The organism is Stenotrophomonas sp. YJH_SMC_6 (genome assembly GCF_059371335.1).
The window spans coordinates 226,869-251,903 of sequence record NZ_JCAFUM010000003.1; the positions used below are offsets into that span (position 1 = coordinate 226,869).

The 25,035-nt window shown below is 68.1% G+C and carries 22 protein-coding genes; 9 read left to right on the forward strand and 13 right to left on the reverse strand.

Features of this window, described 5'->3' with window-relative positions:
- Window positions 1-89 precede the first annotated feature (89 nt).
- On the forward strand, window positions 90-1,280 hold the full coding sequence (locus AC5P9N_RS04560) for an MFS transporter (protein ID WP_495223813.1): 1,191 nt from the start codon (window positions 90-92) through the stop codon (window positions 1,278-1,280).
- A 42-nt stretch (window positions 1,281-1,322) separates the two neighbouring features.
- Here the strand turns inward: AC5P9N_RS04560 and AC5P9N_RS04565 are convergent, their stop codons facing one another.
- Together AC5P9N_RS04565 and AC5P9N_RS04570 are read right to left on the reverse strand one after the other, a co-directional pair.
- The gene (locus AC5P9N_RS04565) at window positions 1,323-1,976 is read right to left on the reverse strand and encodes a response regulator (protein WP_012480561.1); all 654 of its coding nucleotides are present in this window, start codon (window positions 1,974-1,976) and stop codon (window positions 1,323-1,325) included.
- Window positions 1,969-4,998, reverse strand: coding sequence for a sensor histidine kinase (locus tag AC5P9N_RS04570; RefSeq protein ID WP_012480560.1), 3,030 nt, complete (start codon window positions 4,996-4,998; stop codon window positions 1,969-1,971). The genes AC5P9N_RS04565 and AC5P9N_RS04570 overlap by 8 nt, the downstream gene beginning before the upstream one ends.
- A gap of 96 nt (window positions 4,999-5,094) precedes the next feature.
- Here AC5P9N_RS04570 and AC5P9N_RS04575 point away from each other — a divergent pair, with 96 nt between their 5' ends.
- The 7 genes from AC5P9N_RS04575 to AC5P9N_RS04605 all read left to right on the forward strand — a co-directional run bounded on the left by AC5P9N_RS04575 (window position 5,095) and on the right by AC5P9N_RS04605 (window position 11,871).
- Window positions 5,095-5,427, forward strand: coding sequence for a hypothetical protein (locus tag AC5P9N_RS04575; protein ID WP_005413754.1), 333 nt, complete (start codon window positions 5,095-5,097; stop codon window positions 5,425-5,427).
- A gap of 50 nt (window positions 5,428-5,477) precedes the next feature.
- Window positions 5,478-5,921, forward strand: a complete 444-nt coding sequence (locus tag AC5P9N_RS04580; protein ID WP_012480559.1) for a helix-turn-helix transcriptional regulator — start codon at window positions 5,478-5,480, stop codon at window positions 5,919-5,921.
- On the forward strand, window positions 5,918-6,574 hold the full coding sequence (locus AC5P9N_RS04585; protein ID WP_099484288.1) for a hydrolase: 657 nt from the start codon (window positions 5,918-5,920) through the stop codon (window positions 6,572-6,574). Before AC5P9N_RS04580 ends, AC5P9N_RS04585 begins: the two co-directional genes overlap by 4 nt.
- A gap of 2 nt (window positions 6,575-6,576) precedes the next feature.
- Window positions 6,577-7,002, forward strand: coding sequence for a DoxX family protein (locus AC5P9N_RS04590; protein ID WP_059034678.1), 426 nt, complete (start codon window positions 6,577-6,579; stop codon window positions 7,000-7,002).
- A 119-nt stretch (window positions 7,003-7,121) separates the two neighbouring features.
- Window positions 7,122-8,969 (forward strand): amidohydrolase, encoded by a 1,848-nt coding sequence (locus AC5P9N_RS04595; RefSeq protein WP_180863590.1) that lies wholly within the window; start codon window positions 7,122-7,124, stop codon window positions 8,967-8,969.
- Window positions 8,948-10,231, forward strand: coding sequence for an alginate export family protein (locus AC5P9N_RS04600; RefSeq protein ID WP_099484286.1), 1,284 nt, complete (start codon window positions 8,948-8,950; stop codon window positions 10,229-10,231). Before AC5P9N_RS04595 ends, AC5P9N_RS04600 begins: the two co-directional genes overlap by 22 nt.
- A complete protein-coding gene (locus AC5P9N_RS04605; protein ID WP_099484285.1) occupies window positions 10,225-11,871 on the forward strand; it encodes an MFS transporter in 1,647 nt (548 codons plus the stop codon). Before AC5P9N_RS04600 ends, AC5P9N_RS04605 begins: the two co-directional genes overlap by 7 nt.
- A 396-nt stretch (window positions 11,872-12,267) precedes the next feature.
- Here AC5P9N_RS04605 and AC5P9N_RS04610 read toward each other — a convergent pair whose 3' ends face one another.
- Window positions 12,268-13,092 (reverse strand): alpha/beta fold hydrolase, encoded by an 825-nt coding sequence (locus AC5P9N_RS04610; protein ID WP_099484284.1) that lies wholly within the window; start codon window positions 13,090-13,092, stop codon window positions 12,268-12,270.
- 185 nt (window positions 13,093-13,277) lie between these two features.
- On the opposite strand from AC5P9N_RS04610, the gene AC5P9N_RS04615 reads away from it, so the two are divergent.
- Window positions 13,278-13,673 carry a hypothetical protein gene (locus AC5P9N_RS04615; RefSeq protein ID WP_043035225.1) on the forward strand — a complete coding sequence of 132 codons (396 nt, stop codon included), beginning with the start codon at window positions 13,278-13,280 and terminating at the stop codon, window positions 13,671-13,673.
- Between the two features lie 68 nt (window positions 13,674-13,741).
- On the opposite strand, the gene AC5P9N_RS04620 is transcribed toward AC5P9N_RS04615, so the two are convergent.
- The 10 genes from AC5P9N_RS04620 to cpaB form a co-directional block, all read right to left on the reverse strand.
- On the reverse strand, window positions 13,742-14,452 hold the full coding sequence (locus AC5P9N_RS04620; RefSeq protein WP_043035226.1) for a DUF2968 domain-containing protein: 711 nt from the start codon (window positions 14,450-14,452) through the stop codon (window positions 13,742-13,744).
- Window positions 14,453-14,551: 99 nt separating this feature from the next.
- Window positions 14,552-16,705, reverse strand: a complete 2,154-nt coding sequence (locus AC5P9N_RS04625; RefSeq protein WP_099484283.1) for a TadG family pilus assembly protein — start codon at window positions 16,703-16,705, stop codon at window positions 14,552-14,554.
- 8 nt (window positions 16,706-16,713) lie between these two features.
- On the reverse strand, window positions 16,714-17,172 hold the full coding sequence (locus AC5P9N_RS04630; RefSeq protein ID WP_154329482.1) for a DUF3613 domain-containing protein: 459 nt from the start codon (window positions 17,170-17,172) through the stop codon (window positions 16,714-16,716).
- Entirely contained in the window at window positions 17,169-18,059 is an 891-nt protein-coding gene (locus AC5P9N_RS04635; RefSeq protein ID WP_099484281.1) for a tetratricopeptide repeat protein, read from the reverse strand. The genes AC5P9N_RS04630 and AC5P9N_RS04635 overlap by 4 nt, the downstream gene beginning before the upstream one ends.
- Window positions 18,059-18,994, reverse strand: a complete 936-nt coding sequence (locus AC5P9N_RS04640; RefSeq protein WP_005409999.1) for a type II secretion system F family protein — start codon at window positions 18,992-18,994, stop codon at window positions 18,059-18,061. Before AC5P9N_RS04640 ends, AC5P9N_RS04635 begins: the two co-directional genes overlap by 1 nt.
- Before the next feature lie 28 nt (window positions 18,995-19,022).
- Entirely contained in the window at window positions 19,023-19,979 is a 957-nt protein-coding gene (locus tag AC5P9N_RS04645; RefSeq protein WP_076740129.1) for a type II secretion system F family protein, read from the reverse strand.
- Between the two features lie 2 nt (window positions 19,980-19,981).
- Window positions 19,982-21,331 carry a TadA family conjugal transfer-associated ATPase gene (locus AC5P9N_RS04650; RefSeq protein WP_099484280.1) on the reverse strand — a complete coding sequence of 450 codons (1,350 nt, stop codon included), beginning with the start codon at window positions 21,329-21,331 and terminating at the stop codon, window positions 19,982-19,984.
- Complete coding sequence (locus AC5P9N_RS04655) at window positions 21,316-22,572, reverse strand: CpaE/TadZ family protein (protein ID WP_099484279.1); 1,257 nt, start codon at window positions 22,570-22,572, stop codon at window positions 21,316-21,318. Before AC5P9N_RS04655 ends, AC5P9N_RS04650 begins: the two co-directional genes overlap by 16 nt.
- 28 nt (window positions 22,573-22,600) lie before the next feature.
- Window positions 22,601-23,956, reverse strand: a complete 1,356-nt coding sequence (locus tag AC5P9N_RS04660; protein WP_099484278.1) for a type II and III secretion system protein family protein — start codon at window positions 23,954-23,956, stop codon at window positions 22,601-22,603.
- Between the two features lie 18 nt (window positions 23,957-23,974).
- Entirely contained in the window at window positions 23,975-25,012 is a 1,038-nt protein-coding gene (gene cpaB / locus AC5P9N_RS04665) for a Flp pilus assembly protein CpaB (RefSeq protein ID WP_099484277.1), read from the reverse strand.
- Window positions 25,013-25,035: the final 23 nt, after the last annotated feature.

Sequence of the window (25,035 nt, forward strand, 5' to 3'; positions counted from 1 at the left end):
TCACGTATGAAGTGTATGTGCAGGAGCCTACTACAGACGCCGGGCGAATACCGGCAGGATACGCCCACTTCCTCCTCCGGACTCCCCCAATGTCTACCCCTTCGCTATCCGTCGCCGCGCCCGCGACCGCACCCTCCACCCCGCTGGTGCTGGCAATGGCGGCTGGCGCCGGCTTCTCGGTCGCCTCGCTGTACTACAGCCAGCCGATGCTGGGCCTGATCGCCCAGGACCTCGGCGCAGGCGAGCGCGCCGCCGGCCTGGTGCCGACCTTGACCCAGCTTGGGTATGCGCTTGGCATCCTGCTGCTGGCGCCGTTGGGCGACCGCTTCGACCGCCGCACCCTGATCCTGTTGAAGTCCGCGTTGCTGGCACTGGCATTGGGCGCTGCAGCGATGGCCGGGCACCTGCCGGGCCTGCTGATGGCCAGCCTGCTGGTCGGGTTGATGGCCACGCTGGCACAGGACATCGTGCCCGCCGCTGCGGTGCTGGCGCCGGATGCACAACGCGGCCAGATCGTCGGCCGGGTGATGACCGGCCTGCTGCTCGGTATCCTGCTGTCGCGCGTGGTCAGTGGCGTGGTGGCTGAAGCATGGGGTTGGCGCACGCAGTTCGTACTGGCCGCGGTATCGGTGGCGGTGATGGGCGCGGTGATGGCGCGCGCGCTGCCGCGTTTCGCACCGACCAGCACGCTGCGCTATCCGGCGTTGCTGGGTTCGTTGCTGGCGTTGTGGCGCGAGCAGCCGCAGCTGCGCCGTGCGGTGGCCAGCCAGTCGTTGCTGGCAGTGGGCTTCAGCGCGTTCTGGTCGACGCTGGCGCTGATGCTGCATGCCCGCCTGGGGCTGGGCAGTGCGGCGGCAGGTGCGTTCGGTATCGCCGGCGCGGCCGGCGCATTGGCTGCGCCGTTTGCAGGACGTTTCGCCGATCGCCTGGGTTGCCATGCGGTGGCGCGGCTGGCGATCGCAGTGGCGCTGGTGGGTTTCGGGCTGCTGCTGGCCGAAGCCTGGTTGCCGGCCGTTGCGCTGCTGCCGCTGCTGGTGGTAAGTGCGCTGCTGTTCGACTTCGGTTTCCAGTCGGCGCTGGTGGCGCACCAGACGCTGGTCTATGGCCTGGTGCCGCCGGCCCGCAGCCGCCTCAATGCGCTGCTGTTCACGGGCATGTTCATCGGCATGGCCGCCGGTGGTGCGCTGGGCAGCCTGGCGCTGGCGCAGTGGGGGTGGCCCGGCGTGGCCTGGCTGGCAGTGGTGTGTGCGGGCGGCAGCCTGCTCCTGCGCTTGAAGTAAGGGGGTTGTTCGGCAGGGCTTGCAGCCCTGCCGAACAACCCCCTAATCGTGACCGCTGTCGTCCAGGCTGATGATGCCGCGCCGCAGCGCCTGGGTCACCGCGTGCGTGCGATCGCCCACGCCCAGCTTGTCCATCAGGCTCTTCATGTGCGCCTTCACCGTCTGCTCTGAAATCTGCATGCGCTCGCCGATGCGCTTGTTCGACAGGCCACCGGCCACGTGCCGCAGCACTTCGGTCTCGCGCGGCGACAACCGGTCTTCCACCACATGCGCGGCGATGCTCGCCGCCACCGCTGGTGGAATCGGCGCGCGCCGGCCGCCCGCAACCATGCGGATCGTGTCGACCAGCTCGTGGCGCAGCATGTCCTTCAGCAGGTAGGCGCTGGCGCCGGCCTGCAACGCCCGCACCGCACGTACGTCACCGCGGTAGGTGGTCAGCACGATGATGCGCGCGCGCGGGTCCATTGCGCGGATCCGCACGATGGCTTCCACACCATCCAGGCGGGGCATCTGCAGGTCCATCAGCACCACGTCCGGCTGCAGCTGCTGATAGTGTGCGATGGCTTCCTCGCCGTCGGCGGCTTCACCGAGCAGGCGCAGATCGGGTTGTGCGCCCAGCAGGGCGGCCAGGCCGTCACGCAGCAGCGGGTGGTCGTCGACCACCAGTACGCCGATCGGGGCAGGGGTTTCAGTCATGGCTCGTTCTACTCCAGGGCCAGCGCCAACGTGATGGGCGGTGGTGATACAGGCGCCGGGCGGGAACTGCCAGCGCGACTTCGGTCCCCAGCCCGGGGCGGGTCCACAGCTGCAGTTCCGCGCCAAGGCGCTGCGCGCGCTCGCGCATGCCCTGCAGGCCCCAATGGCCATGGCCGGCATTTTCGTCGGCGATGCCCACGCCATCATCGCGTACGTGTAGAAGGAAGCACCGCGTGCCGTAGGACAGCTCCACTTCGATGGCGCTGGCATTGGCATGGCGCAGCGCGTTGCGGATCGCCTCGCGTCCGATCAGGAACACTTCCTCGGCGGCATCGGCCTGCAGCGGTGGGTGGGGGCCTTCCACGGTCAGGCGCAGCGGATTGGTGCCGTGCCCGGCATACTCGGCGTGCACATCGGCCAGTGCCGAAGCGAGGTCGTGACCCGCGAACGGCCCCTCGCGCAGCGCATTGACCCGCTCGCGGCCCTCGGCCAGGTTGCGCTCGGCCAGCTGCATCGCCGACTCCAGCTGGCTGCGCACCGGCTCGGGGGTCTGGGGTGACTGGCTGATCGCATGCAGGCGCAGGATAAGGCCCTGGCTGCCCTGCAGCAGGGTGTCGTGCAGGTCGCGCGCGATGCGTTCGCGTTCGCCATTGCGTTCCTGCAGGCGCGCACGGAACAGCGCGGCCAGCTGCCCGCTGCGGATGCGTACTGCCAGCACCAGTAGTGCGAGCACGGCGGCGGTGCACAGCAGTTTGAACCACACGGTCTGGATGAAGGTAGGCGCGATGCGGAAGCTGCGGCTGGCCGGTGCGGTGCTCCAGATGCCGTCCTCATTGGCGGCTTCCACCTCGAACCGGTAGTTGCCTGGCGCGAGGTTGGTGTAATACGCGCGGGTGCTGCTGCCCGCGTCCTGCCAGCCATCGTCAACGCCGGACAGGCGATAGCGGTAGCGGTTGCGTTCCGGGCGTGCCAGCGACAGCGCCACGTAGTCGATCTGCAGCTGGCTGGTGCCGGCCGGCAGGCGCAGGCCGTCCCGCAGTGGTTGCCGTTCGCTGCCATGCAGCACGTCGCCGATGCGCACGCTGGGAGCCATCGTATTGACGTGCGACCGGGTGGTGTCCAGCCAGGCCAGGCCCTGGTTGGTGGCCAGCCATAGCAGGCCGTCGTCGGCCAGCACGGCGGTGGGGATCGGTCCGCTCTGCAGGGCGATGCCCGGCATGCCATCCACCGCATCGAACAGGCGTGGCGTCACCGGCTGCCCGGTACGCAGCGCCCGCCGCAACTGATCGCTCCCCAACCGGACCAGGCCACGACTGCCATTGAGCCACAGGTGACCGTGCGCATCGGCAACCATGCCGGTGATGCCCTCCAGCACGCCGGCCATGTCGGTGTTGACCGGCATGAAGCGGCCATTGCCGAGGCGGGCGGCCAGCCCGGCCTCACCGGCCACCAGCAACAGGTCTTGGTGGTGCAGCAGCGCGGTGACCGGGCCGACCAACAGCCCGTGGTTGGCATCGAAGGTTTCGATGCGGGTCGCGTCCATGCTGCGCAGCCGACCGTCGGCATAGCCGAGCAGCAGCTGGCCATTGGCATCCAGCGCCAGTGATGAGCAGGCCTGTTCGGGCAGGCGCGTTTCGCGCTGCCACTGGCCGTGCAGATAGTGCAGCACGCCACGTTCACCGGTGCAGACCCAGGCCTGGTCGTCATCGGCGAACAGCAGGGCATGCAGCGGTTGCCCGGTGAAGGGCTCGGGCAGCGGAATCAGCGTGGTGTGGCCTGCCACCGTGCGTGCCAGGTTGACCCAGTCGAACTGCCAGATCGGCGTGGGCGCCCGGCGCGCGGCCGCCTGCAGTTGTGCGGCGCTGCCTTCCAGCAGTGGCCGGCGCAGGTCGTACGGCTTGAGGTCCTCGCCGTAGCCGTACACACGCCCATCGCTGGCCCGCACCAGCGAGCGATAGGGATCACTGGGGCCGACCGCCAGCGTGTGCACGCTGCGCACGCGGAAGCGGTTGAGGCCCAGATTGGTGCCGACCCAGAGATTTCCTTCGCGGTCGGCGATGATCGGCACGGCCGAGGTGGCGGTCAGCCCGTGCGGCGAATCGAAGCGCTCCATGCGCACGGCGCGGCTGCCGTCGAACGTGACCCGGGCCACACCGCCATGCGGACTCATCGTGGCCCATAACGCGCCGTCGGCAGTGAACTGCAGGCGTGCGGCGACCAGGTCCGGCAGGCGTCGCGCTTCGCGTTCGCTGTCCGGCAGCAGGCCCTGCGCATTGGCCAGCGGCGAGGTGCCGCGCACACGGTCGGCCAGCCAGACTTCGCCCTGCGGGCTCTCGGTCAGCGTCGCCATCTGGGATACAGCAATGCCGGTGTCCTCGAAACGCGGTTGGCCTGCAGGACGCATCCAGATCCTGAGGTTGGCCAGTACCCAGAAGGTGCCACGGCTGTCGTGCAGCACCCATTGCACGCGGTGTTCCGGAACGCCCGTGTCTGCGGGCAGCGGCTGCCAGCGCTGGCCATCGAACTCGCGCAGCCCTCCATTGATGGCTGCCCACATGCGGCCGTCTCGGTCCTGGCTGAAGTGCGGTACCACGCCAACCGGCACGCCCTGGCCGCGGCCGTAGTTGTACAGCTGGCCGCGCGCGAACTGGCTGATGCCTGCCTGGAAGTAGCCGATCCACAGTGCGCCATCGGCGCTGTGTTCCAACGTGACCATGTTGGTGGACGGGTAGCGGGTGCCAGCCGGTGGCGCCTGCCGTTCGAAGCGACGTCCGTCGAATCGGTACAGGCCCGAACCGGTAGCCAACCACAACAGGCCGTCACGGTCCTGGCTGATGTCCCAGATGTCACCGGGTGCACCCTGGCCGACCCGCCAGGCGGTGTGCTCGTAGCCGGGCAACCCGCTGCTCACGGCCGGCCGCTGCACGGCGAGGGCGGGCAGGGCGGTCCACAGCAGCAGGCACGCCAGCAGCGCCGGCAGGCGACGCAGGAACGGGAAGGGGCGGCGGTGCATGGCGCGCATTCTGGCAGGTGCGGGGCAGCCGCGGGTGACCCGAACGGGGTAGGCGCCTGGTGCCGTGGTCGGCTATCACGCCGGCATGTCCTGTGGAGTCCGGCCATGCAGCGCCTGTTCGTGATGTTCCCCGACCGCGGGCCGGGCATCGGCCTGCTGTGGCTGCGGCTGTGCGTGGCCGCTGCATTGTGCACGCCGGGCACGCACGCGGGCTGGCTGTCGGCGCTATGCCTGCTGGCGGTGGCGATGCTTGCACTGGGCGTATTGACGCCGCTGGCGGTAGTGCCGGCAACACTGGGCCTGTATGCACAGGCACTGCCGTGGCCACTGGTGGTGTTGCCGCTGGCCTTGCTGGCGCTGGGCCCTGGCGCTTATTCACTGGATGCGCGGTTGTTCGGGCGCCGCCTGCTCGGCCGTCGGCCTCCCCCATTCGGGTAGGTGCTGGCCTCGACCGACGGGGGTAGGGCATCACGCAGGGGTCACGCACCATGGGGCATCCCTTCGCGGCGTCCCGCATGGCCACCATCCTTCCGCCTGATCCGCCCGCCGCTTCACTGGCGCCGCAGCAGGTCGCCGCATTGCAGCGTGCATTGCGCTATGTCGATGAACACCTGTCACAGCCGCTGCGGGTCACCGAACTGGCGGCCGTCGCCTGCGTCAGTCGCTTCCATCTGGTGCGCCTGTTCCGCAGCGGTACCGGCGCCAGCCCGCTGCGCTATGTACGCCGTCGCCGTATCGAACGTGCGCGCCAGCTGTTGTCGGCCCAGCACCTGCCGATGTCCTGCCTGGCGCAGCAGCTCGGCTTCTTCGACCAGAGCCATTTCGTCCGCAGCTTCCGCGCCGAGACCGGCTGCAGCCCCGGCCAGTACCTGGCCGGCGATGCAGCCCTGTTGCTTCCCCCTGATCGTGTTTCCAACGGAGTTCACCCATGAGCCTTGCCACCGCCACGCCCGCCCCGGCCCTGTTGTCGCCCACCGACCATGCCCTGGTGCTGATCGACTTCCAGTCACAGATGGCATTCGCTACCCATACCATCGACATCTCCGCGCTGCGCAACAACGTGTCGTTGATCAGCAAGGGTGCCAAGGGCTTCAATGTGCCGGTGGTGCTGACCACGGTTGCAGAAGCGTCGTTCTCCGGCCCGATGTTCCCGGAACTGCCGCAGATCTTCCCTGGCCAGCCGGTGTTCGACCGCACCTCGATGAATACCTGGGAAGACCAGCCGGTGATCGATGAGATCAACAGCATCGGCAAGCGCCGCCTAGTGCTTGCCGGCCTCTGGACCAGCGTCTGCATCGTCGGGCCGGCGCTGTCGGCGCTGGCGCAGGGTTTCGAGGTCTACGTGATCACCGATGCCTGCGGCGATGTCAGCGAAGAAGCGCACGAGCGTGCGATCACCCGCATGGTGCAGGCCGGCGCGGTGCCGATGACCAGCGTGCAGTACCTGCTCGAACTGCAGCGCGACTGGGCACGCGGTGAAACCTACGACCTGACCACCGGCATTGCCCGCGACCATGCCGGCGGCTACGGCATCGGCATCCAGTACGCCAAGCGCATGTTCGGCGCGCAGGAAGGCGGGCACTGAGCATGCTGGCTGGCCATGGCCTCGACCTGGCCCTGCTGATGCTGCGCGTGGCGGCAGGAGGCTTCCTGCTGCCGCACGCACTGGGCAAGCTGTTCGGGTGGTTCGGTGGACCGGGGCTGTCCGGCTTCGCTACCGAGCTGCGCGGCTTCGGGCTGCCAGCGGTGGCACCGTTGCCGGTGTTGCTGGCCCTGCTGCAGGTGCTGTCCGGGCTGGCCGTGCTGCTGGGATGGCAGACACGCATCGCCGCGCTTGCAGCGGCTGCTTTCATCGGCTTCACCGTCCTGTTGGCCCTGCCCAGGGGCTGGTTCTGGATGCGCGGTGGCAGTGAGTACCCGTTGATGTGGACCACGGTACTGCTGGCCATCGCGCTGGCCGGGCCCGGCACCTGGGCACTGGACGTCCACCGTCTTCCGGGAGACCTCGCATGAGTCACGATCCCCTCGATCACGGCCGCCGCAACGTGGTGCTGGCCAGTGGCGCCGCTGTTGCGCTCGGTCTGGCCGGCCGTGCCGGTGCCGCACTCGATTCCACTTCCAAGGAGCGTCGCATGAGCACGCTGGTCATCCGCAATGCCCGCATCACCACCCTTGACCCGCAGCAGCCGCATGCGCAGGCGCTGGCCGTGCAGGAAGGGCGCATCGTTGCCGTCGGCAGCGACGAGGAGATCATGCGTGGCTGGGGCAATGAAGCGACCTTGATCGACGCCCAGGGCCGGCGCCTGCTGCCCGGCCTCAACGACAGCCACACCCACCTGATCCGCGGTGGCCTGAACTACAACCTGGAGCTGCGCTGGGACGGACTGCGCTCGCTGGGTGACGCGCTGGACATGCTGAAGGCCCAGGTCGACCGCACGCCCGTACCGCAGTGGGTACGCGTGGTCGGTGGCTTCACTGCCGCACAGTTCAACGAGAAGCGCCTGCCGACCCTGCAGGAGCTCAACGACATCGCGCCGGATACGCCGGTGTTCCTGCTGCACCTGTACGACCGCGCACTCCTCAACCGTGCCGCGCTGCGCGCCTGCGGCTACAGCAAGGACACGCCGGATCCGCCGGGCGGGCAGATCGTGCGTGACTCGCTGGGCAACCCGACCGGGCTGCTGCTGGCCAAGCCGAATGCGTTGATCCTGTACGCGACGCTGGCCAAGGGCCCGCGCCTGCCGATCGAGTACCAGGCGAACTCGACGCGCCACTTCATGCGCGAACTGAACCGGCTTGGCATCACCTCGGTGATCGACGCCGGCGGTGGCTTCCAGAACTATCCCGAGGATTACCAGGTCATCGAGCAGCTGCACCGCGATGATCAGCTGACGGTGCGCATTGCCTATAACCTGTTCACCCAGAACAAGGGCAAGGAAGTGGATGACTTCCGTGGCTGGAGCGAGATCCTGCAGCCGCGCCAGGGCGATGACCTGCTGCGCCACAACGGTGCCGGCGAGATGCTGGTGTTCTCCGCCGCCGACTTCGAACTGTTCAACGAGCCCCGCCCGGAACTGCCGCCGGAGCTTGAGCCGGAACTGCACGACGTGGTGAAGCTGCTGGTCGAGAAGCGCTGGCCGTTCCGCATCCACGCCACCTACGACGAGAGCATCACCCGCATCCTGGATGTGTACGAACAGGTCAACCGCGAGGTGCCGTTCGATGGCCTGCACTGGTTCATCGACCACGCCGAGACCATCACCTCGCGCAACATCGAACGCATCCGTGCGCTGGGTGGCGGCATTGCCGTGCAGCACCGCATGGCCTACCAGGGCGAAGCCTTCGTCGAGCGCTATGGCGTGCAGGCCGCGCGGCATACACCGCCGGTCAAGCGCATGCTGGCCGAAGGCGTACCGGTCGGTGCCGGTACCGACGCCACCCGCGTGGCCAGCTACAACCCGTGGGTGGCGTTGTCCTGGCTGGTGACCGGGCGCACCGTGGGCGGTCTGGCCCTGTATGGCGATGAGAACCTGCTCGAACGCGAGCAGGCGCTGCGCCTGTGGACCCAGGGCAGTGCCTGGTTCTCCGGCGACGAAGCGATGAAGGGCACGCTGAAAGCCGGTCAGCTGGCTGATTTCATCCTGCTCTCGGCCGACTTCTTCCGCGTGGATGACGCGCAGATCGCCGACATCACCAGCGTGCTGACCGTGGTCGGCGGACGCATCGTGCATGCAGATGCCGACTATGTAGGGCTCGCGCCGCAGCTGCCGCCGGCGATGCCGGACTGGTCGCCGGTCAACCGGTTCGGTGGCTACCACGTCGGCGGTGCCGCCACCGGCTTGGCCACCGCCCATCGCCACCATCACGGCGTGGCCTGCAGTACGCATGGCGCTCACGGTCACGCCGCGCAGCATGCGGCGCCCACTGATGACCTGACCGCGTTCTGGGGCGCGATGGGATGCTCGTGCTTCGCGTTCTGAGCTTGGCGCTGCTGACCGTGCCATCGCTGGCGCTGGCGTGCGGGGCTGGCCGCTGCACTGACGCCGGTGACGGCCAATTGCAGTGGGATGCGTCACTGCGCCTGCGTAGCCTGTACTACGATCCGACCCGGTTCGGTATCGGTGGCAGCGAAGATGGCCATGGCCTGCTGCGTGCGCTGGCCTCGGCCACCTATGTGGAGGACCGCTGGCAGGCAAAGCTGCAGCTGGGCGTGCATGCCGAGAATGGCAAGGCCGGCGGCCCGGGACGCACCGACCGCAGCGCATTGGACGTGCAGCAGGCGTACTGGCGCTGGCAGCGCAGCGGCTTCCACCTGCAGCTCGGTCGGCAGGAAGCCGGCTACGGAAGCTCACGGCTGTTGTCGGTGCGCGATGGGCCGAACATCCGCCTGGCCTTCGATGGTGCGCGCCTGGGCTGGAAGGGCCGCCTCGGCACGCTTGATCTGATGGCACTGCGACCGGTGCAGAACCGGCCGGGTGCCTTTGATGATCGAGGGGAACACGGTGCCCACCTGTGGGGTGCCTACGCCACCACGGCACGCGGGCAGGGCGCGGGACAGTGGGACCTGTATCTGCTCGACTATCGCCGCGAGGGTGCGCGCTTCGCGGCGGGCTCCGGCATCGAACGCCGGCAGACCGTGGGTACACGCTGGTTCGGCCAGGCCGGTGCACTGGACTGGAACAGCGAGCTGGTGGCGCAGGGCGGTGAACTGCGAACGGCCGTCGGCACGCTCGATATCCGCGCCTGGACGCTGGCCACCGATACAGGGTGGCGCTGGACGGAGCTGCCGCTTCAGCCGCGTCTGGGGCTGAAGGCCGACATCGCCAGTGGCGATGGCAATCCGCGAGACGGGAGCCTGGGGACCTTCAATGCATTGTTCCCGAAATCGGCCTACTTCAGCGAGGCCAGCCTGCTGGCCCCGGCCAACCTGATGGACGTGCAGCCAACCCTGAGCCTGCGCCTGCATGACACGGTGACGACGGAGCTGGGCGTACAGATGGCCTGGAAGCATCGTCGCGCCGATGCGGTCTACACCACGCCGGCGCCGTTGGTGGCGTTGCCAGGCAGTGCCGGTGCTGCGCGCCGCATCGGTAATCAATACAAATCCGAAACCCGCTGGCAGGCCAGCGAACACTGGCAATGGCAGCTGCAGCTGGCCTGGGTCGATGCCGGTCCTGCGCTGAAGCAGGCCGGTGGCCAGGACACGCTGTTCGCCTCGATCGTTGGAGCATGGCAATGGTGAACGCAAGCGCGTCGCAACCCCCCGTACAGGCCGCAGGTGCTTGGTCCCCGCTGAAGATCCAGATGTTCCGCTCGATCTGGCTGGCGATCCTGGCCAGCAACATCGGCACCTGGGTCAATGACGTGGCGGCCGCCTGGGTCATGGCCGAACGTACCGGTTCGCCGTTGATGGTGGCGCTGGTGCAGTCGGCCACCACGGTGCCGATCGTGCTGCTGGCACTCGCCGCCGGAACGCTGGCCGACATCGTCGATCGCCGCAGGTACCTGTTGGCGACCCAGGGCTGGTTGCTGCTGGTCGCGGCCGTGATGGCGGCGCTGACTGCGATGGACATGCTGACTCCGCAACTGCTGGTACTGCTGACCTTCTGCATGGGTTGCGGTGCAGCGATGGCAATGCCGGCGCAGGCCGCAATCGTGTCCGAGCTGGTGCCGCAGCCGATGCTGGCCTCGGCGGTGGCGCTGAACTCGATCGGCATCAACATCGCCCGCTCGATCGGCCCGGCCATTGGTGGCGTGATCGTGGCGCAGCTGGGTGCGGTGTGGGCGTTCGGCTTCAATGCCATCACCTTTGCCGCGATGCTGTTCGTGGTGTGGGGCTGGAAGCGTGATCCCAAGCAATCCAGCCTGCCACCGGAAGGCTTTGGTGCAGGGCTGAAGGCGGGCCTGCGCTATGCCAGCCGCGCTGGACGCCTGCAGGCCGTGCTGATCAAGTCGGTGGGCTTCTTCTTCTTTGCTGCGGCGATGAATGCACTGCTGCCGGTGGTGGTACGCGGCCAGATGCAGGGTGGGGCGGGGCAGTACGGCATGCTGCTGGGCTGCATCGGTATCGGTGCCGTAGGTGGTGCCTTGCTGCTGCCGAAGCTGCGCGCGCAGCTGGATCGCGACCTGCTGGTGCTGCTGGCCACGCTGTCGCTGGCGCTCAGCCTGGTCGGGCTGGCGCTGACCCGCAGCTGGTACGTGCTTCCGGCTGTGATGCTGGTCAATGGCTTCGCCTGGATCACCGTGCTGTCGTCGCTGCAGATCGCCGCTCAGACGGCGGTGCCGGCATGGGTACGTGCGCGTGCGCTGGCGCTGTACATCATGGTGTTCTCGGCCGGCATGGCGGCCGGTGGCCTGAGCTGGGGCGCGTTGGCACAGCGCACCTCGCCGGAGCTGGCGTTGCTGGTGGCTGCCGCAGGTGCGGCGATCGGCGGACTGCTGGTGTGGCGGGTGCGGATTGCTGGCACCGAGGATCTGAACCTGCGTCCGGCCGGGCACTGGCCCGCACCCGAGCTGTCGGTGCCGGTGTCGAACGATCGCGGCCCGGTGCTGGTCACCATCGAGTACCGCATCGACGGTGCTGATCGTGCCGCGTTCCAGTCGCAGATGCGCGCGCTGGGCACGATCCGCCGCCGCGATGGCGCGGTGGTCTGGGGCGTGGTCGAGGACGTGGCCAGTCCAGGCATCCACCTGGAGTATTTCGTGACCCCGTCGTGGCTGGAGCACCTGCGCCAGCACGAACGCATCACCGCTGATGACAAGGCCATCCAGGAAGTGTTGCGGGAGCTGCATCGCGGTGAGCGTGCCCCCGTGGTGCGTCACTTCGTGGGTGGGCATGACCCGCTGCCTGCCGCCGTGCCGCATCACCACACCGACATCTGACCCGCCGGTGGTAGAGCCGGCCGCTGGCCGGCTGCGCGTGGTCACGATGGGTGATGGGGTTGCCGGCCAGCGGCCGGCTCTACCGAAGCAGAGGCGGTTGACCCGCCGGTGGTAGAGCCGGCCGCTGGCCGGCTGCGCGTGATCACGATGGTGATCGGGTTGCCGGCCAGCGGCCGGCACTACCGAAGCAGAGGCGGTTGACCCGCCGGTGGTAGAGCCGGCCGCTGGCCGGCTGTGCGTGATCACGATGGTGATTGGGTTGCCGGCCAGCGGCCGGCACTACCGAAGCAGAGGCCGCTGGCCGGCTGCGCGTGATCACGATGGTGATCGGGTTGTCGGCCAGCGGCCGGCACTACCGAAGGGGCGGCGGCGCCGGTGCGGCGCCGCCGCGGTACATCAGCTGCGCGCGAACGCGAGCAGGTCGGCGTTGAACTGGTCGGCGTGGGTGACGGTCAGGCCATGCGGCGCACCGGCGTACACCTTCAGCTCGGCATCCCTGATGATCTGCGAGGACAGCTTCGCCGAGGCATCGAACGGGACGATCTGGTCGTCATCGCCGTGTACCACCAGCGCCGGCACGTCGATCTTCTTCAGGTCCTCGGTGTAGTCCACTTCCGAGAATTCGTGCACGCAGTCGTACTGGCCCTTGACGCCGCCGAGCATGCCCTGCAGCCAGAACGAATCACGCATGCCCTGGGTAACGGTATTGCCATCGCGGTTGGCACCGAAGAACGGTGTGGTCAGGTCCTTGAAGAACTGCGAGCGGTCACCGCCCGTGCCCTTGCGGATGCCGTCGAAGACGTCCAGCGGGGTACCGGCCGGATTGGCGTCGGTTTTCAGCATCAGCGGCGGCACGGCGCCGACCAGCACCACTTTTGACACGCGCTTGCTGCCGTGGCGGCCGATGTAGTGGGCCACTTCGCCGCCGCCGGTGGAATGGCCGACCAGGATCGCGTCCTTCAGGCCCAGCGCCTCGATCACCGCGGCCAGGTCATCGGCGTAGGTGTCCATGTTGTTGCCATCCCAGGTCTGGCTCGAACGGCCGTGGCTGCGACGGTCGTGGGCGATCACGCGGAAGCCGTTCTGGCCCATGAACAGCATCTGCGGGTCCCAGGCATCGGACGACAGCGGCCAGCCGTGGGCGAACACGACCGGCTGGCCGGTGCCCCAATCCTTGTAGAAGATGCGGGCGCCATCGGCGACGGTGACGTAATTGCTCATTGCGGGTTCCTTGGCGGAAGGGAGGGAAGGCACTGGCAGCGGTGCCGGTGCCTTCGGCAGTACATCGCAGTGCACATCGGACGGCTTGCACGGCTGTGCTGGATTGCCCGGACTGTGACGCGTATCGCTCTGGCATGAAGCGGCCACCGCACAGACGATGGCGGCAGCTGGTCGAGGAGCCCCCGATGCCGAGAATGCGATGCAGCCCACTGTTGTGCCTGATGCTGGTCACGGCGGTTCATGCGCAGACCAACGTCTACAAATGCGTGGACGGGCCACATCCGGTCTATCAGCAGACACCCTGCCAGGGGCATGCGGAATGGCGCTGGGAGGTGCCCGAAGAGCAGTCGCTGTCACGCGGACCGGTGCCAAAGCCGGCCGGCGCGGGCAGCGCGGTGCCGGCGCGACCGCGCACCGTGCGCTCGGGGCGGCCGCAGGCCGCGCTGATACCCATCAGCACGGACCCCAGAGCCTGTGAGCGCGCACGACAGCGCCGCGGGGAGGTGCTGGCCAAGGTCAAGCGCCTGGACTTCGTACAGCGTCGGCAGCTCGATGACGCGGTGTACGACGCGTGCCGCTGAATCCGGTAATGATGGAAACGACAACGGCGCCCAAGGGCGCCGTCGTGCGGGACTACTGCGCGCTGGCCTCAGCGCCCGTCGCTGGCGGCAGCCGGTGCCGGCGAGGGCACGCCTTCCGGCTTGGGCAGGCTCAGCTCCGGGTTGCCCTGTTCGGCCTGCAGGATCTGGATGCGGCGCTGCAGCGCATCCAGCTGGCTGTTGGTGCTTTGCACGTCGGTGCTGAGGCTGACTGCCTGCTGCTGCGCCTGCTGCAGGGCGGCGCTGACCTGGGCCGACTGCGCCTGCTGCTGTTCCATTTCCTGTTGCAGGGTGCGCAGGCGCTCCTCGTTGTAGGCCACCAGGCGCTCGGTGTAGCGCTTGCCGGCTTCCAGGCGGGTCGTATCGATGTAGACCTGCGCCAGCTGTTCCGATTGCTGGGCAAAGGTGCGGTAGACGCGCTCGGCGTTGTCGACCGCATCGGTCTTGATCACCCGCCAGAAGTTCTTCTCCTGGAACAGGGCGACGTAGTAGGTCAGGGTGTTGGCGTTGAACAGCAGGCTGGCGCCATAGTTGCCGTTGTAGGTCGTGCGCAGCTCGGTCAGCTGGCGCGAATCCATCAGCTGCTTGAGCTCGTCAACGGTGTTGCGCACCACCGGCGCGCTGCGTGCGGCCGGCTCTGCTGCTTCGCGGTCGCCACGGGCAGCCATGGCCGCAGGTGCCACCAGCATCATGGCCACGGCCAGCAGTGCCGCGCCGCGCGCGTGCCGGGCGAAGACCGCGCCCCCTGAAGTTTCTCGCATGTCTAGACCATCCACGGATGAGTGTGGGTTGAGATGAAGGTGGTTCCCCGCCGGGAGTCTAGCATGGGCGCAGGCGCCGCCAAGGGCGCCCGTCACGGGTCAGTAGACCAGCTGCGCCGCGCTGCACTGGATGGACTGCACGTTGACGTCGGTGCGGCCCAGTTCCAGGCCCAGCACGCTCGCCAGCAGGTTGGTCAGCAGGGTGCCGACGCTGTTGAGCACCGGCCGCAGGGCGGTCAGGATCGGCTTGAGCAGCGTGCACAGCAGGCCGCTGCAGCTCACGCTGCCATCCGGATTGGTGACGCCGGTTCCACCGGTACCATCGAGGAAGCCGGCCGGCGCGGTCTGGATGTACGAGGCCAGGTTGTTGCGTACACACCCGTTGTAGTCGATCAGGTTGCCCAGCAGGCTGTCGCAGCGGTTGATCAGCAGGCCGCCCACCAGCGATCCCAGCAGCCCATCGAGCACGCCCAGTCCCTGGCCGGTGACGGTCACCTTGAACGCGTCCCAGACCGGACCGTCCTTGTGGCAGGTGGCCAGGTTCAGCAGGCCGCAGGCGTAGGGCAGGCCTCCGGGTACGGTCCAGCTGTTGAGCGGGGCCAGTTGCCGGCTTGCGTCGCCATCGCGCAGCAGTGGAATCAACTTGTCCACCTCATAGCGGGTGTTCGGCGGGAAGGTGGCCTGCAGGTAGCGGTCGGCCAGTGCCTTGGCGGTGTCGTTGGCGCTCATGCCCTGCTTGGGTGAGCTGAGCATGCCTGACAGCACGCGCAGCAGTTCATTGACCAGGTCCGACACCGCGTTGCCTACTGCCAGCGGGTTGATCCGGGTCGAGGCGGTCTCGCCGGCGGCCAGGGTCAGGTTCTGGGAGCTGGTCAGGGCGGGCAGGGTGATCCTGTCATTGATCAAGGGTTGTCCGAGTAGTCTCAGCAACTGCTCGTTCTTCAGGGTGGCGTCGCAGACATTGCTCCTGGAAAAGCGTTGCGCCGGGTCGACATTACCGACGCAGGCGCGCAGCACCGACGAATCGACCTGGATGGTGGCCTTGGGTGGACTGGCGCCGCACTGGATACCGGTCAGCGTGCCCATCGCGTTGGCGACATCGACATGCAGTGGCAGGTGCAGGCGCGTGCCGAGCAGGTTCAGCAACGGGCCCACCGCGAACAGGTTGTTGCTGTCCACGTCCACCATCAGCCGCACCTGCGCGTTGTACGCGCGTGTGCCGACGCCACCGATGGCGATCGAGGGCGGTTCCACCACGCCGGCCTGGATGTTGATGCCCAGCAGGTCCAGTCCCTTCACCGCAACGCCATTGCCGTCGTTGGCGATGGAGATGGCGGTACTGATCAGGTTGAGCACGTTGACCTTCGTTTCCAGCGCGCTACCGATCGTGCCATCGGGCGAGACCACTTCGGCGAACAGACCGCCGCCACCGGACTGGCTGCCCAGCACGATGTTGAGCTTGTTGATGTCCAGCTGGGTGGCGACCAGATCGGACAGTGCACGCAGCTGTACGCCCACGGTGCTGTCGCGGCCGACCACGGTGGCGGTGGCATCGACCAGCTGTGCCAGCGAGATCTTGTTGACCGACAGCAGCCGGTTGAAGTCAGCCACGCTGAGGTTGGCGCTGACCGGGATGTTCAATGCCTTGAGCAGGCCCGACGGCGTGATGTTGGCCTGGGCGAGGCCGTCATAGGAGAGCACGGTGGCGTTGGTCACATCCAGGCCGACCAGACGCAGGGTCGACAACAGTACCGAGTCGCCATTGGTGCGCAGCAGCTGCGAACCGACCGCGAACACCGCAGTCGGTTCGGAACGGCGGGCTACGGCCTCCACGCTGACGGTGGGCAGGCCGGTGTTCTGGCCGAAGAACGGCAGCACGCTGCGCTGCGCGACTACCTGCACGGCATTGCGCGGGTTGCTGGCATCGATGGTGGTGACGAAGCGGTTCGACGTGCTGCGTGTGGCGCTCCAGTTGCCGCAGCGGATCTGCACGGTGCCTGCAAACCTGTTCTGGGTGACCGCGCTCTGCCGCGCCGCGCTGTTGTCGCTGTTGTCAGGCGTGCACAGTTCCAGCCGTTGTGCACCGGCCAGTGCAGCAAGGTCTGCGACCTTCTGTGCGTCACGCTTGGCCCAGAACAGGTAGCCGATCTCGATCAGGCCCAGCATGGCGAGCAGCGCCAGCATGACCAGCATCATGGTGACCGACATGCCGCCGCGTGGGCGGCTGAAACTGAACTGGCGTGGGCGTTTCATGGCCTACCTCAGCGTCCGGATGAGGATGTTCCCTTGGACTTGGCGACATCGGTTTCGAAAAAGTCCGGGATCTCGTGTTCGAAGCTCTTCATGTAGCGGGCGTAGCTCAACGTAGCCTGGTCGCCGAGGATCGGCAGGCGTTGCCCGGCCTGCTGCCCTGATGCCTGCAGGCGGAACAGGTCGCGCGTGGTGTCGCCGATCTGGCTGCGGCCGGGTCGCGCGGCTGAAGTGTTGCCGTCGGTGATGGCGACCGCTGCAGGCGCCGCCTGCGGCACCGGTGCCGGCGGGGCCGCCAGGTCCACGGTGGCCAGTGACTCGGACTGCAGCAGCTGCGAAGGCGGCGCAGCGGGCGTGCTGCCGCCAAGCATCTGCCCGGTCAGGGGTTGCTGCTGCGCCTGCGCGCCGCCGGCCATCAGCAGGCAGACAAGTGCAGGCAACAGGCGTCGGGTCAGGGGCATCGCGCTCATGGAGTGTTCCCGTTCGGCTGATCGGAGGTGCTGAAGCGTTCCAGCATCGAGGGCGGCAGGCGCTGCGGATCGCGTTCATCGCGGCTGTCGCGGTGTGGTTCCGCCGCCAGTCGCGTGGCGCCGGGCCGGTTGCTGGCGGCATCGCTGGCGGTAGCACGCGCAGGGGCCGGCACGACTGCGGCAGCTGCCGCGGCGGCCTGGCGCTGCTGCAGGCGAGCACGGATCTGCGCGGCCTGCTGCTGGATGCTGCGGCGGGTGTCCTCGTTGAGTTTGGCCTGCTCGGCGAGGCGCTCTGCGGTGGCGGCGTCGCCGCGCAGCACGGCCCACAGGGCAAGGTTGGCCGTGGCCTTGGGGTTGCCTGGAGACAGCTCCAGTGCCTTGGCCAACGGTTCACGGGCCTGTTCGAACTGGCCTGCACGCAGGCGTGCATAGCCGAGATCGCCCAGGTAGTCGGTGTTCAAGGGCTGCAGCTGCGTGGCCCGGGCCAGTGCCTCCTCGCTGCCGCCATCGTCGTCACGGCGCGCCGCGATCAGGCCCAGGCCGTGCGCGGCTGCAGCGGCCTGCGGGCCAGTGGAGAGCTCGCGGTACAGGGTGATGGCAGCGTCGGCCTGCCCGGTCTCGCGCAGGGCGTCGGCCCGCAGCAGGCGCAATGCCGGCGGGTCGCCATAGCGCTGGCGGAAGGCATCGACGTGGGCCAGCGAGGCATACCAGGCACCCTGCTGCTGCATGCGCCCGATCAGTTCCAGGTAGGCATTGCGGCTGTCCTGCGGCGCCGGTTCGGGCGCGGCCAGGCTGGGCGCGCGCAGGTACTTCGGCGTAGTCGACGCACAACCACTGGCGACGGCGGCAAGGGCGAGCAACAGGCAGGAGGTGCGCAGGGCAGGCATCAGGGCGATCCCATCTTGGACATGGTGGTGGCCAGCGCGACCAGCGCCGGTCCGGCAAGAACCAGCATCAGCGCTGGCAGCAGGGTCAGCATCATCACCACGGTCATCTTCACCGAGAGTTTGCCAACCTTTTCCTTCAGGGCGTTGCGGCGCTGTTCGCGCAACCGGATGCTGAACTGCCGCAGTGGTTCCTGCACTGCGCCGCCGTGCGCGTGCACCTGCAGGATCAACTGCATCAGGCTGGTCAGGTCATCATCCGCGTAGACCTCGCTCAGCCGGCGCAGGGACTGCGCGCGCGTGCGGCCATGGGTGTACGCGACGTTGGCCTCCTGCAACTCGCCGCCAAGCACCGGCAACGCGTCGCGCAGCTTGTCGCCCAGCGTCTGCAGGCTCTGGTCCATGCTGAAGCCCACGCCCTGCAGCAGGCGCAGCAGGTCGATCAGCAGGGGCAGCTCGTTGTCGACGGCGCGCCGGCGCCGCTTCACCCACGAAGAGAGGATGAACTTCGGCAGCAGCAGGCCTGCCGCGAGCGCACCGATCACAACCATCATCCTGGCCAGCCCCTGGGCGCTGCTGAACGCCAGGGCCAGCACCAGCACCAGCACGCCCAGCAGCAGGCGCAGGCCAAGATAGATGGCGGTGCCACGACGTGTGTTCCAACCCGCCAGGTCCAGCAGCAGCCGGTCTTCATTGGCCAGCAATGCAGATTCCAGGCGGCCGCCACTGAGCGCGCGCCCGAAGCGTTCCAGCCAACCCAGCGAATCACGGCGCGCGGCCTCCGTGTCGCGCGCCTCATCCCGCGGTTGCAGTGCGGTCTTCAGGGTGGCCGAGGTGCGCTGTTCGCGATGGCTGCGTACCCATCCGGCAATGCCCAGCAGGGCAACACCGGCGGCCAGAACCAGCAGCGACAGGGCAAACCAGGTGCTGGCACTCATCGGGCACCTCCGTGGCGGACCCGGGTGGTCATAGCGACTTGGCCAGGCGGTAGAGCAGGAACGCGCCAAACAGCTCCAGCCCCAGCGCGATCAACAGGATCTTGTGACCCAGCGGATCGTGCAGCACCGGCTGGAAGAATTCGGGGCTCGATATGGCCATCAGCACCGCGCTGGCCGGTGGCAGCAGGCCGAGCACCCAGGCTGACATGCGCGTTTCCGACGTGGTCGCGGCCAGCTCCTGCTGGGCCTGCTCCAGGTCGCGCATGAAATCGCCCATGCGCTGCAGGATCTGATCGGAGCGTCCGCCGATGCGTACGCTGACACCGATCACGACGGACAGCACCTTGAGCACATCCATCCGGTAGGGCTGTGCCGCCAGGCTCAGGGCACGGTCCAGGTCCATGCCGCTGCGCGCGTAGCGCACGGTGGTGTCCAGCAGTCCGCGCAGCGGCGCGCTGGTCTGCATCGATGCCACCTGGAAGGCAGCCTGCAGGCTGTTGCCGAGCGCGGTCAGCCGCACCAGGTTGTCGAGGAAGTCGGGCAGCTGGTGCAGCAGCTGTGCACGCAGTTTCGTGGTGCGGCGCATGACCCACAGCCAGCAGGCCAGCAGGTACAGCAGCAGGGTCAGGGGGAACATCCACGCCGTACCGAGCCTGAGCATGGCCACGACCGAAAGCACCAGTCCCGGCACCAGCACCATGATGGGCAGCTTCCAACCCGTCTGCAGGCCCGCACGTTGCAGCAGGCCGTCCAGCGGCAACACCCGGCGCCCGGCACTTGCCGGTCGCGCCGGGTCGTTGGCGGCAGCTACGGATGCCCCGGCCGGGGCTCCGCCACTGGCGCCTCCGCGAGCCAGCTGCTGCTCGGCGTGCTGCAGCGAAGCCTGGCGTTGCTCCCGGTTGCTGGCGGTGCCCCACAGCCATACCGCAAGCGCCAGCAGCACCGAGATGATGCTCAGTACACCCAGCAGCAGGCCCGTGCCCATGCTCAGAAGTCTCCGTACAACGATTCGCGCAACTGCTGCCGGAACGGCTCCAGCTTGTGCGAATGCGGGTGGAAGCCCAGTCCGATCCAGCGATCGATTTCCTTGCCGTTGCCATCGATCTGCAGTTCGTGACGGAACATTTCCTGGGTCGTGATCAGGTTGTCACTGACACCGGTGATCTCCGTGATCGAGACCAGCACGCGCCGGCCGCTGCCCAGCCGCGAGATCTGCACGATGAAGTCGATGGCGCTGGCGATCTGCCGGCGCAGGCTGTCCTCGCTGCCCTGGAACCCGGCGAAGCCGGCCAGCATCTCGATGCGGTACAGGCAGTCGCGCGGAGAGTTGGCATGGATGGTCGCCATCGAGCCGTCATGGCCGGTGTTCATCGCCTGCAGCATTTCCAGTACCTCGGCGCCGCGCACCTCGCCGACCACGATACGGTCCGGGCGCATGCGCAGGCTGTTGCGGACCAGGTCGCGGATGCTCACCGCACCATGGCCCTCAGCGCCGCCGATGCGGCTTTCCAGGCGGACCACGTGCGGATGGTTGAGTGACAGCTCGGCGGTGTCTTCGACCGTGATCACGCGCTCGTTGGGCGGAACGTAGCTGGCCAGGGCGTTCAGCAGCGACGTTTTACCCGAGCTGGTGCCGCCGGACACCAGGATGTTGCAGCGACCCAGCACCATCGCCTTCAGCAGCGCCTGCATCGGCGCATCGAAGGTGCCCTTGGCCAGCAGCTCGTCGGGGGTGAACGGGTCCTTGCGGAACTTGCGGATGGAGACCATCGGCCCATCCACCGCCAGCGGCGAGATGATCGCGTTGAGGCGGCCGCCGTTGGGCAGGCGCGCGTCGACCATCGGGTTGGAGTCGTCCAGGCGGCGGCCCAGCGGCGCGAGGATGCGGCGCAGGATGCGCAGCAGGTGGGTGTCGTCGGTGAATCGCTGGGTGGCGCGCTTGAGCTGCCCTCCCTGCGAGACGTGCACATCCTTGAATCCGTTGATCAGGATGTCTTCGATCGTCGGGTCGTGCAGCAGGTCGTCGAGCGGGCCGAAGCCGGTCAGCTCCTTGACCAGGCCTTCGGCGACCACCTGCATCTCCTCCTCGTTGATCGGGATGCGCCATTCCTGGATGAAGCCGACCGTCTGCACCTGCACCCAGCGGGCGATGGTGTCGGGCGCCCAGGAATCGATGTCGATGCGCTCGTCCTCGATGCTGTTGAGCAGGTGTTCGTGGGCGGCCGACAGCACCTTCTGGTACTGCTCGGTCTGCGCGAACGGCAGGTGGCCCGGGGCGCTGTCGGGCAGCACCGGGCGGGTGGCGGCATGCGGGAATGGGGTTACCTTGTCTTCCATTGCGATCCACCCAGGGCAAGGGAGAGTCTTTCCCGCAGGCCATGGGCCTGGACCGGGCAGGCAGCCGGATCCAGGCGCGGCACGAGCGGGGCGAGGGCACGCAGGTAGGGGTCGCGCGGTGCGTCCTGCAGCAGCAGATGCCCCTGGCTGGCGGCCAGGCGCACGCGCGGGCGTTCGGGCAGCGTGGCCAGCAGTGGCACTTCGAAGCGGCGCGCGATCTGGTCGGGGCTCATGCCGCTGCTGTCGTCGTGGCGGTTGATCACCAGCTGCAGGCGCTTCTCGCGTTCACGCTGGCCGGCCAGGTGCTTCAAGGCCTGGTCGAGCGAAACCAGCGTGGCGATCGAAGCGTCCGTGACCAGCCAGATCTCGTCGGCCTGGTCCAGCAGCAGGGGCGGCAGCTGCCGCAGCGGACAGCCACCGGCATCGCACAGCACGCTGGCGAACACGCTGCGCAGGCGCTGCAGCAGTGCGCCCGGGTCCGACGGCGGCACGGCATCATTGCCGCTGGCACGGTCGAGCAGCACCAGGCCGGTGTCGTGCCGAGCCATCGCGGTGCGTGCGAGGGTGGCGTCGATGCGGCTGGCGTTGCGCAGCGCATCTTCGTAGTGGAAGCGGCTGTCCAGGTTGAGGTACAGCGCCAGGTCGCCGGACGGCTGCGCCAGTTCCATCAACAGGCCGTCCTGTTGCAGGGCCTCGCCCTGGGCCAGTGCGCGGGTCTGCTGGGCCAGTACCGAAAGATGCGCGGCAAGGGTGCTGGTGCCGACCCCGGCACGCACGCCGAGCAGGACGATCAGGCGCGCCTTGTGTGCATGCTGGGCGGTAGCGGCTGGACGCGGCGACAGGGCGCGGCGCAATGCCGCCTCGATGCCGATGTTGTCGCTGTCCAGGTCCAGTACATCGCGCAGGCCGGCACGCAGCGCGATCACCACGCCTTCGACCTGGGCGGCGCTGGTGGCGCCGACCGCGACCAGGGGCAGGTCGGGCTGGGTCTGCTGCAGCTGCTGCGCCAGCAGGCTGGAGGCCGCGGCGTGTTCCGGGCGGAAGTCAAGCAGCACCAGGCTCTGTGGCCCGCGCTGCAGGTCCTGTGCGGAGGTCGGCATGCTGCTGTCCTGCCAGTGCAGGGTGGTGGTTGGCGGCAGTTTCGCCGCCAGCCGGGGCAGCAGTTCGCGATCCATTCCGTACAGGACCAGATTCATCGGTGGTCCTTGCGGATGCAGCGGCTGGGCGGTGGCGTAGGGCATGGGCGTGATATCGCAGGCATCATGAGAATCAGCGTGAGAAGCCAGGTACCGGATCCTGACTGATCGGGCCAAGCAGCCAGGCCCCCCACTCGGGAAGGTTCGGCTTGGCTTCGCGTTCGCCAGGCAACGGCAGCTGGGTATTGCGCGCCAGCGGTTGCACCAGCCGTGGCGTGACGATGATCACCAGCTCCTTGTCCTGTCGCTTGTAGTCGAAGTTGCGGAAGAACGAACCGATGATCGGCAGGTCGCCAAGCAGGGGGATCTTGCCGACGTTGGAGACGACATTGGAGCTGACCAGGCCACCGATCACGAAGCTCTCGCCGTCGCCCAGTTCGACCGTGGTGTCGGCACGACGCGTGGTGATCGATGGGATCTGCACGCCATTGAGGGCAATGGCGTTGCTGTAGTCCAGATCACTGGCTTCGGGTGCGACCTTCAGCGCGATGCGGTTTGGGGCCAGCACCGTTGGGGTCACGGTCAGGCCGATGCCGAAGGGCTTGTAGGTGATGGTGGTGGTGCCCAGCCCCTGCGGCTCCAGGATCGGCAGTTCGCCGCCGGCCAGGAAGCTGGCGCTCTGGCCGGACAATGCGACCAGGGTAGGTTCGGCCAGCACGCGTGCCATGCCGTTGCTCTGCAGCAGGTCGACATCGGCGTTCCACAGGCCCTTGGTCGAGCCGAACACCAGGCGGAAGGCCGAAGAAATGGGCGACTCGGCCTCATTGCCGGAGTTGCCTTCCTTCATGCCCGGCAGGATGCCGGTATTGCCCGGCAGCTGGCCACCCGGGCGGGCGAAGCCGTAGGCGAAGTTGCCATTGCGGTTCTGGAAGCTGATGCCGATCTGCTTCAACGCGGTCTTGTTGAATTCGACCACCTTGACCTCGACCTGGACCACGCCGCCGCTGCTGACCGTCGACGCATCAGCAAGCAGCCCGTCCTTGCCCAGCGCCATGGCGGCGGTCTTCTGCTCCTGCATGTGCGAGAGCACGCTGTCGGTGCTTCCCTGCAGCAGGCCCTGGTTGTCCTGCTGGGTGAACACCAGCCCATTCGAGCCTGTGTCTGCGGCGCCCTGCACGGCACTCTGTACGCGCACCTGCAGGCGTTGCGGCTCGGCCTGCTTGCGGTGCCACAGCAGGAGCGTCGTCGTACCCGGCGCCTTTCCGACCAGCAGCGCCTGGCGCTGCCCACGCAGCATCACGATGTCCGCGACGCCCGGGTCGGCGATGGCGACCCGTTCCAGATCGGCCGGAAGGGTCCATGGGCGCTGTTCACGCGCCTGCAGCACGAGATCGTCGGCGGCCACGCTTGTCGCCGGAGCCAGCAGCACCAGCAGCAGGGCCAGCCAGCGCTGGCGGGGAGAGGGGCGTGGGCGGCGGCGTTCGGTCATGGATGCGCTCGATGCAGGTCAAAGGGAACCACGGGGGGCGGAGCTGTCGCCACGGATGATCTCGATGCCCGACGCACGCGGTGCGCTGCGCCGAGCCGCCGGCGCACGCGCCGGGGCCTCCGGGCTGCTGCGGGCCGCGGTGTTGCCGCGGCCGGCGAGGGCATCACCATCGATGCCGGCGAAGGCGTGGTTCTCCGGCCGCTGCAGTGCGAGCTGCTGTTCGGCATCGAGGCCACGCAAGGGATCGATCACGCCACGCGCCTGTGGAAACAGTGCAAGGTCAGGTTGCCCCGTATCAGCCGGGTTGCGCAGGGCCAGGAACAGCTTTCCCTGCTGCGCCCCCAGCAGCAGCCGGTTGGCATCGGCCACCGGCACTGCCAGCACCGCGCTGCGTGCCGGCTGGGTGGCCTCGCTGCCCGAACCATGGCTGCTGCCATTGCCTGTGATGTCCGCGGCGCGGGGGTCGTTGCGGGTATCGCCTTCGTTGCCGGCGACGGCATCGCCGGTGACCGGAGCGATGTCCTGTTGGCCGTAGCTGAGCACGCGCAGCCGTGACAGCAGCAGGCGGGTCTGCGCGGCCTCTGCCGGGCCGCTGGCGTTGGGCTGGGCATTGCGCAGGTTGAGGAAGACATCGACGAAATCACCCGGCAGGATGCGGTTTCCGGCGCCGACCAGTTCGTCCACCGGAACGGCCAGTGCGCGTTCGCCCGGGCGCAGCTGCAGCGAGAATCCCTGTGCCAGGGCGCTGCTGCTGATGGCGGTGCCCTCGGCAATGTCCTGCACCGGTACCTTGCCGACCACGGCCGAGATGCTGGTGGCGGCACCGGCTACCGCCGTGGTCCGCTGCGCCAGGCGCAGGCCGTTGGCGGTGATCGGTTCACCGGCAGGCAGCCGGGCCACGGCTTCGACCACGGTGATCGCCTGGGCTTCGCTGTGCGCGACGGGGGCGGCCGTCGCTGGCGCGGCCGGTTTGCGCCCGATCATCAGGGCGATCACTGCCAGCAGCACGGCCAGCCCGATCAGGGCGACGGCAGCGATGCGGGTCAACTTGAGCATGGAACCGTCTCCTGTACCGATCG

Excerpts from the sequence above, each read along its gene's own strand:
- AC5P9N_RS04595 (WP_180863590.1), top strand. The coding sequence starts at position 7,122 with ATGAGCACGCTGGTCATCCGCAATGCCCGCATCACCACCCTTGACCCG.
- AC5P9N_RS04600 (WP_099484286.1), top strand. The coding sequence starts at position 8,948 with ATGCTCGTGCTTCGCGTTCTGAGCTTGGCGCTGCTGACCGTGCCATCG.
- AC5P9N_RS04645 (WP_076740129.1), bottom strand. The coding sequence starts at position 19,979 with ATGGGCACGGGCCTGCTGCTGGGTGTACTGAGCATCATCTCGGTGCTG.
- AC5P9N_RS04655 (WP_099484279.1), bottom strand. The coding sequence starts at position 22,572 with ATGCCCTACGCCACCGCCCAGCCGCTGCATCCGCAAGGACCACCGATG.
- AC5P9N_RS04630 (WP_154329482.1), bottom strand. The coding sequence starts at position 17,172 with ATGAGCGCGATGCCCCTGACCCGACGCCTGTTGCCTGCACTTGTCTGC.
- AC5P9N_RS04565 (WP_012480561.1), bottom strand. The coding sequence starts at position 1,976 with ATGACTGAAACCCCTGCCCCGATCGGCGTACTGGTGGTCGACGACCAC.
- AC5P9N_RS04635 (WP_099484281.1), bottom strand. The coding sequence starts at position 18,059 with ATGCCTGCCCTGCGCACCTCCTGCCTGTTGCTCGCCCTTGCCGCCGTC.
- AC5P9N_RS04585 (WP_099484288.1), top strand. The coding sequence starts at position 5,918 with ATGAGCCTTGCCACCGCCACGCCCGCCCCGGCCCTGTTGTCGCCCACC.
- AC5P9N_RS04560 (WP_495223813.1), top strand. The coding sequence starts at position 90 with ATGTCTACCCCTTCGCTATCCGTCGCCGCGCCCGCGACCGCACCCTCC.
- AC5P9N_RS04575 (WP_005413754.1), top strand. The coding sequence starts at position 5,095 with ATGCAGCGCCTGTTCGTGATGTTCCCCGACCGCGGGCCGGGCATCGGC.
- AC5P9N_RS04660 (WP_099484278.1), bottom strand. The coding sequence starts at position 23,956 with ATGACCGAACGCCGCCGCCCACGCCCCTCTCCCCGCCAGCGCTGGCTG.
- AC5P9N_RS04615 (WP_043035225.1), top strand. The coding sequence starts at position 13,278 with ATGCCGAGAATGCGATGCAGCCCACTGTTGTGCCTGATGCTGGTCACG.
- AC5P9N_RS04620 (WP_043035226.1), bottom strand. The coding sequence starts at position 14,452 with ATGCGAGAAACTTCAGGGGGCGCGGTCTTCGCCCGGCACGCGCGCGGC.
- AC5P9N_RS04640 (WP_005409999.1), bottom strand. The coding sequence starts at position 18,994 with ATGAGTGCCAGCACCTGGTTTGCCCTGTCGCTGCTGGTTCTGGCCGCC.
- AC5P9N_RS04580 (WP_012480559.1), top strand. The coding sequence starts at position 5,478 with ATGGGGCATCCCTTCGCGGCGTCCCGCATGGCCACCATCCTTCCGCCT.
- AC5P9N_RS04570 (WP_012480560.1), bottom strand. The coding sequence starts at position 4,998 with ATGCGCGCCATGCACCGCCGCCCCTTCCCGTTCCTGCGTCGCCTGCCG.
- AC5P9N_RS04610 (WP_099484284.1), bottom strand. The coding sequence starts at position 13,092 with ATGAGCAATTACGTCACCGTCGCCGATGGCGCCCGCATCTTCTACAAG.
- AC5P9N_RS04605 (WP_099484285.1), top strand. The coding sequence starts at position 10,225 with ATGGTGAACGCAAGCGCGTCGCAACCCCCCGTACAGGCCGCAGGTGCT.
- AC5P9N_RS04590 (WP_059034678.1), top strand. The coding sequence starts at position 6,577 with ATGCTGGCTGGCCATGGCCTCGACCTGGCCCTGCTGATGCTGCGCGTG.
- AC5P9N_RS04625 (WP_099484283.1), bottom strand. The coding sequence starts at position 16,705 with ATGAAACGCCCACGCCAGTTCAGTTTCAGCCGCCCACGCGGCGGCATG.
- AC5P9N_RS04650 (WP_099484280.1), bottom strand. The coding sequence starts at position 21,331 with ATGGAAGACAAGGTAACCCCATTCCCGCATGCCGCCACCCGCCCGGTG.
- cpaB (WP_099484277.1), bottom strand. The coding sequence starts at position 25,012 with ATGCTCAAGTTGACCCGCATCGCTGCCGTCGCCCTGATCGGGCTGGCC.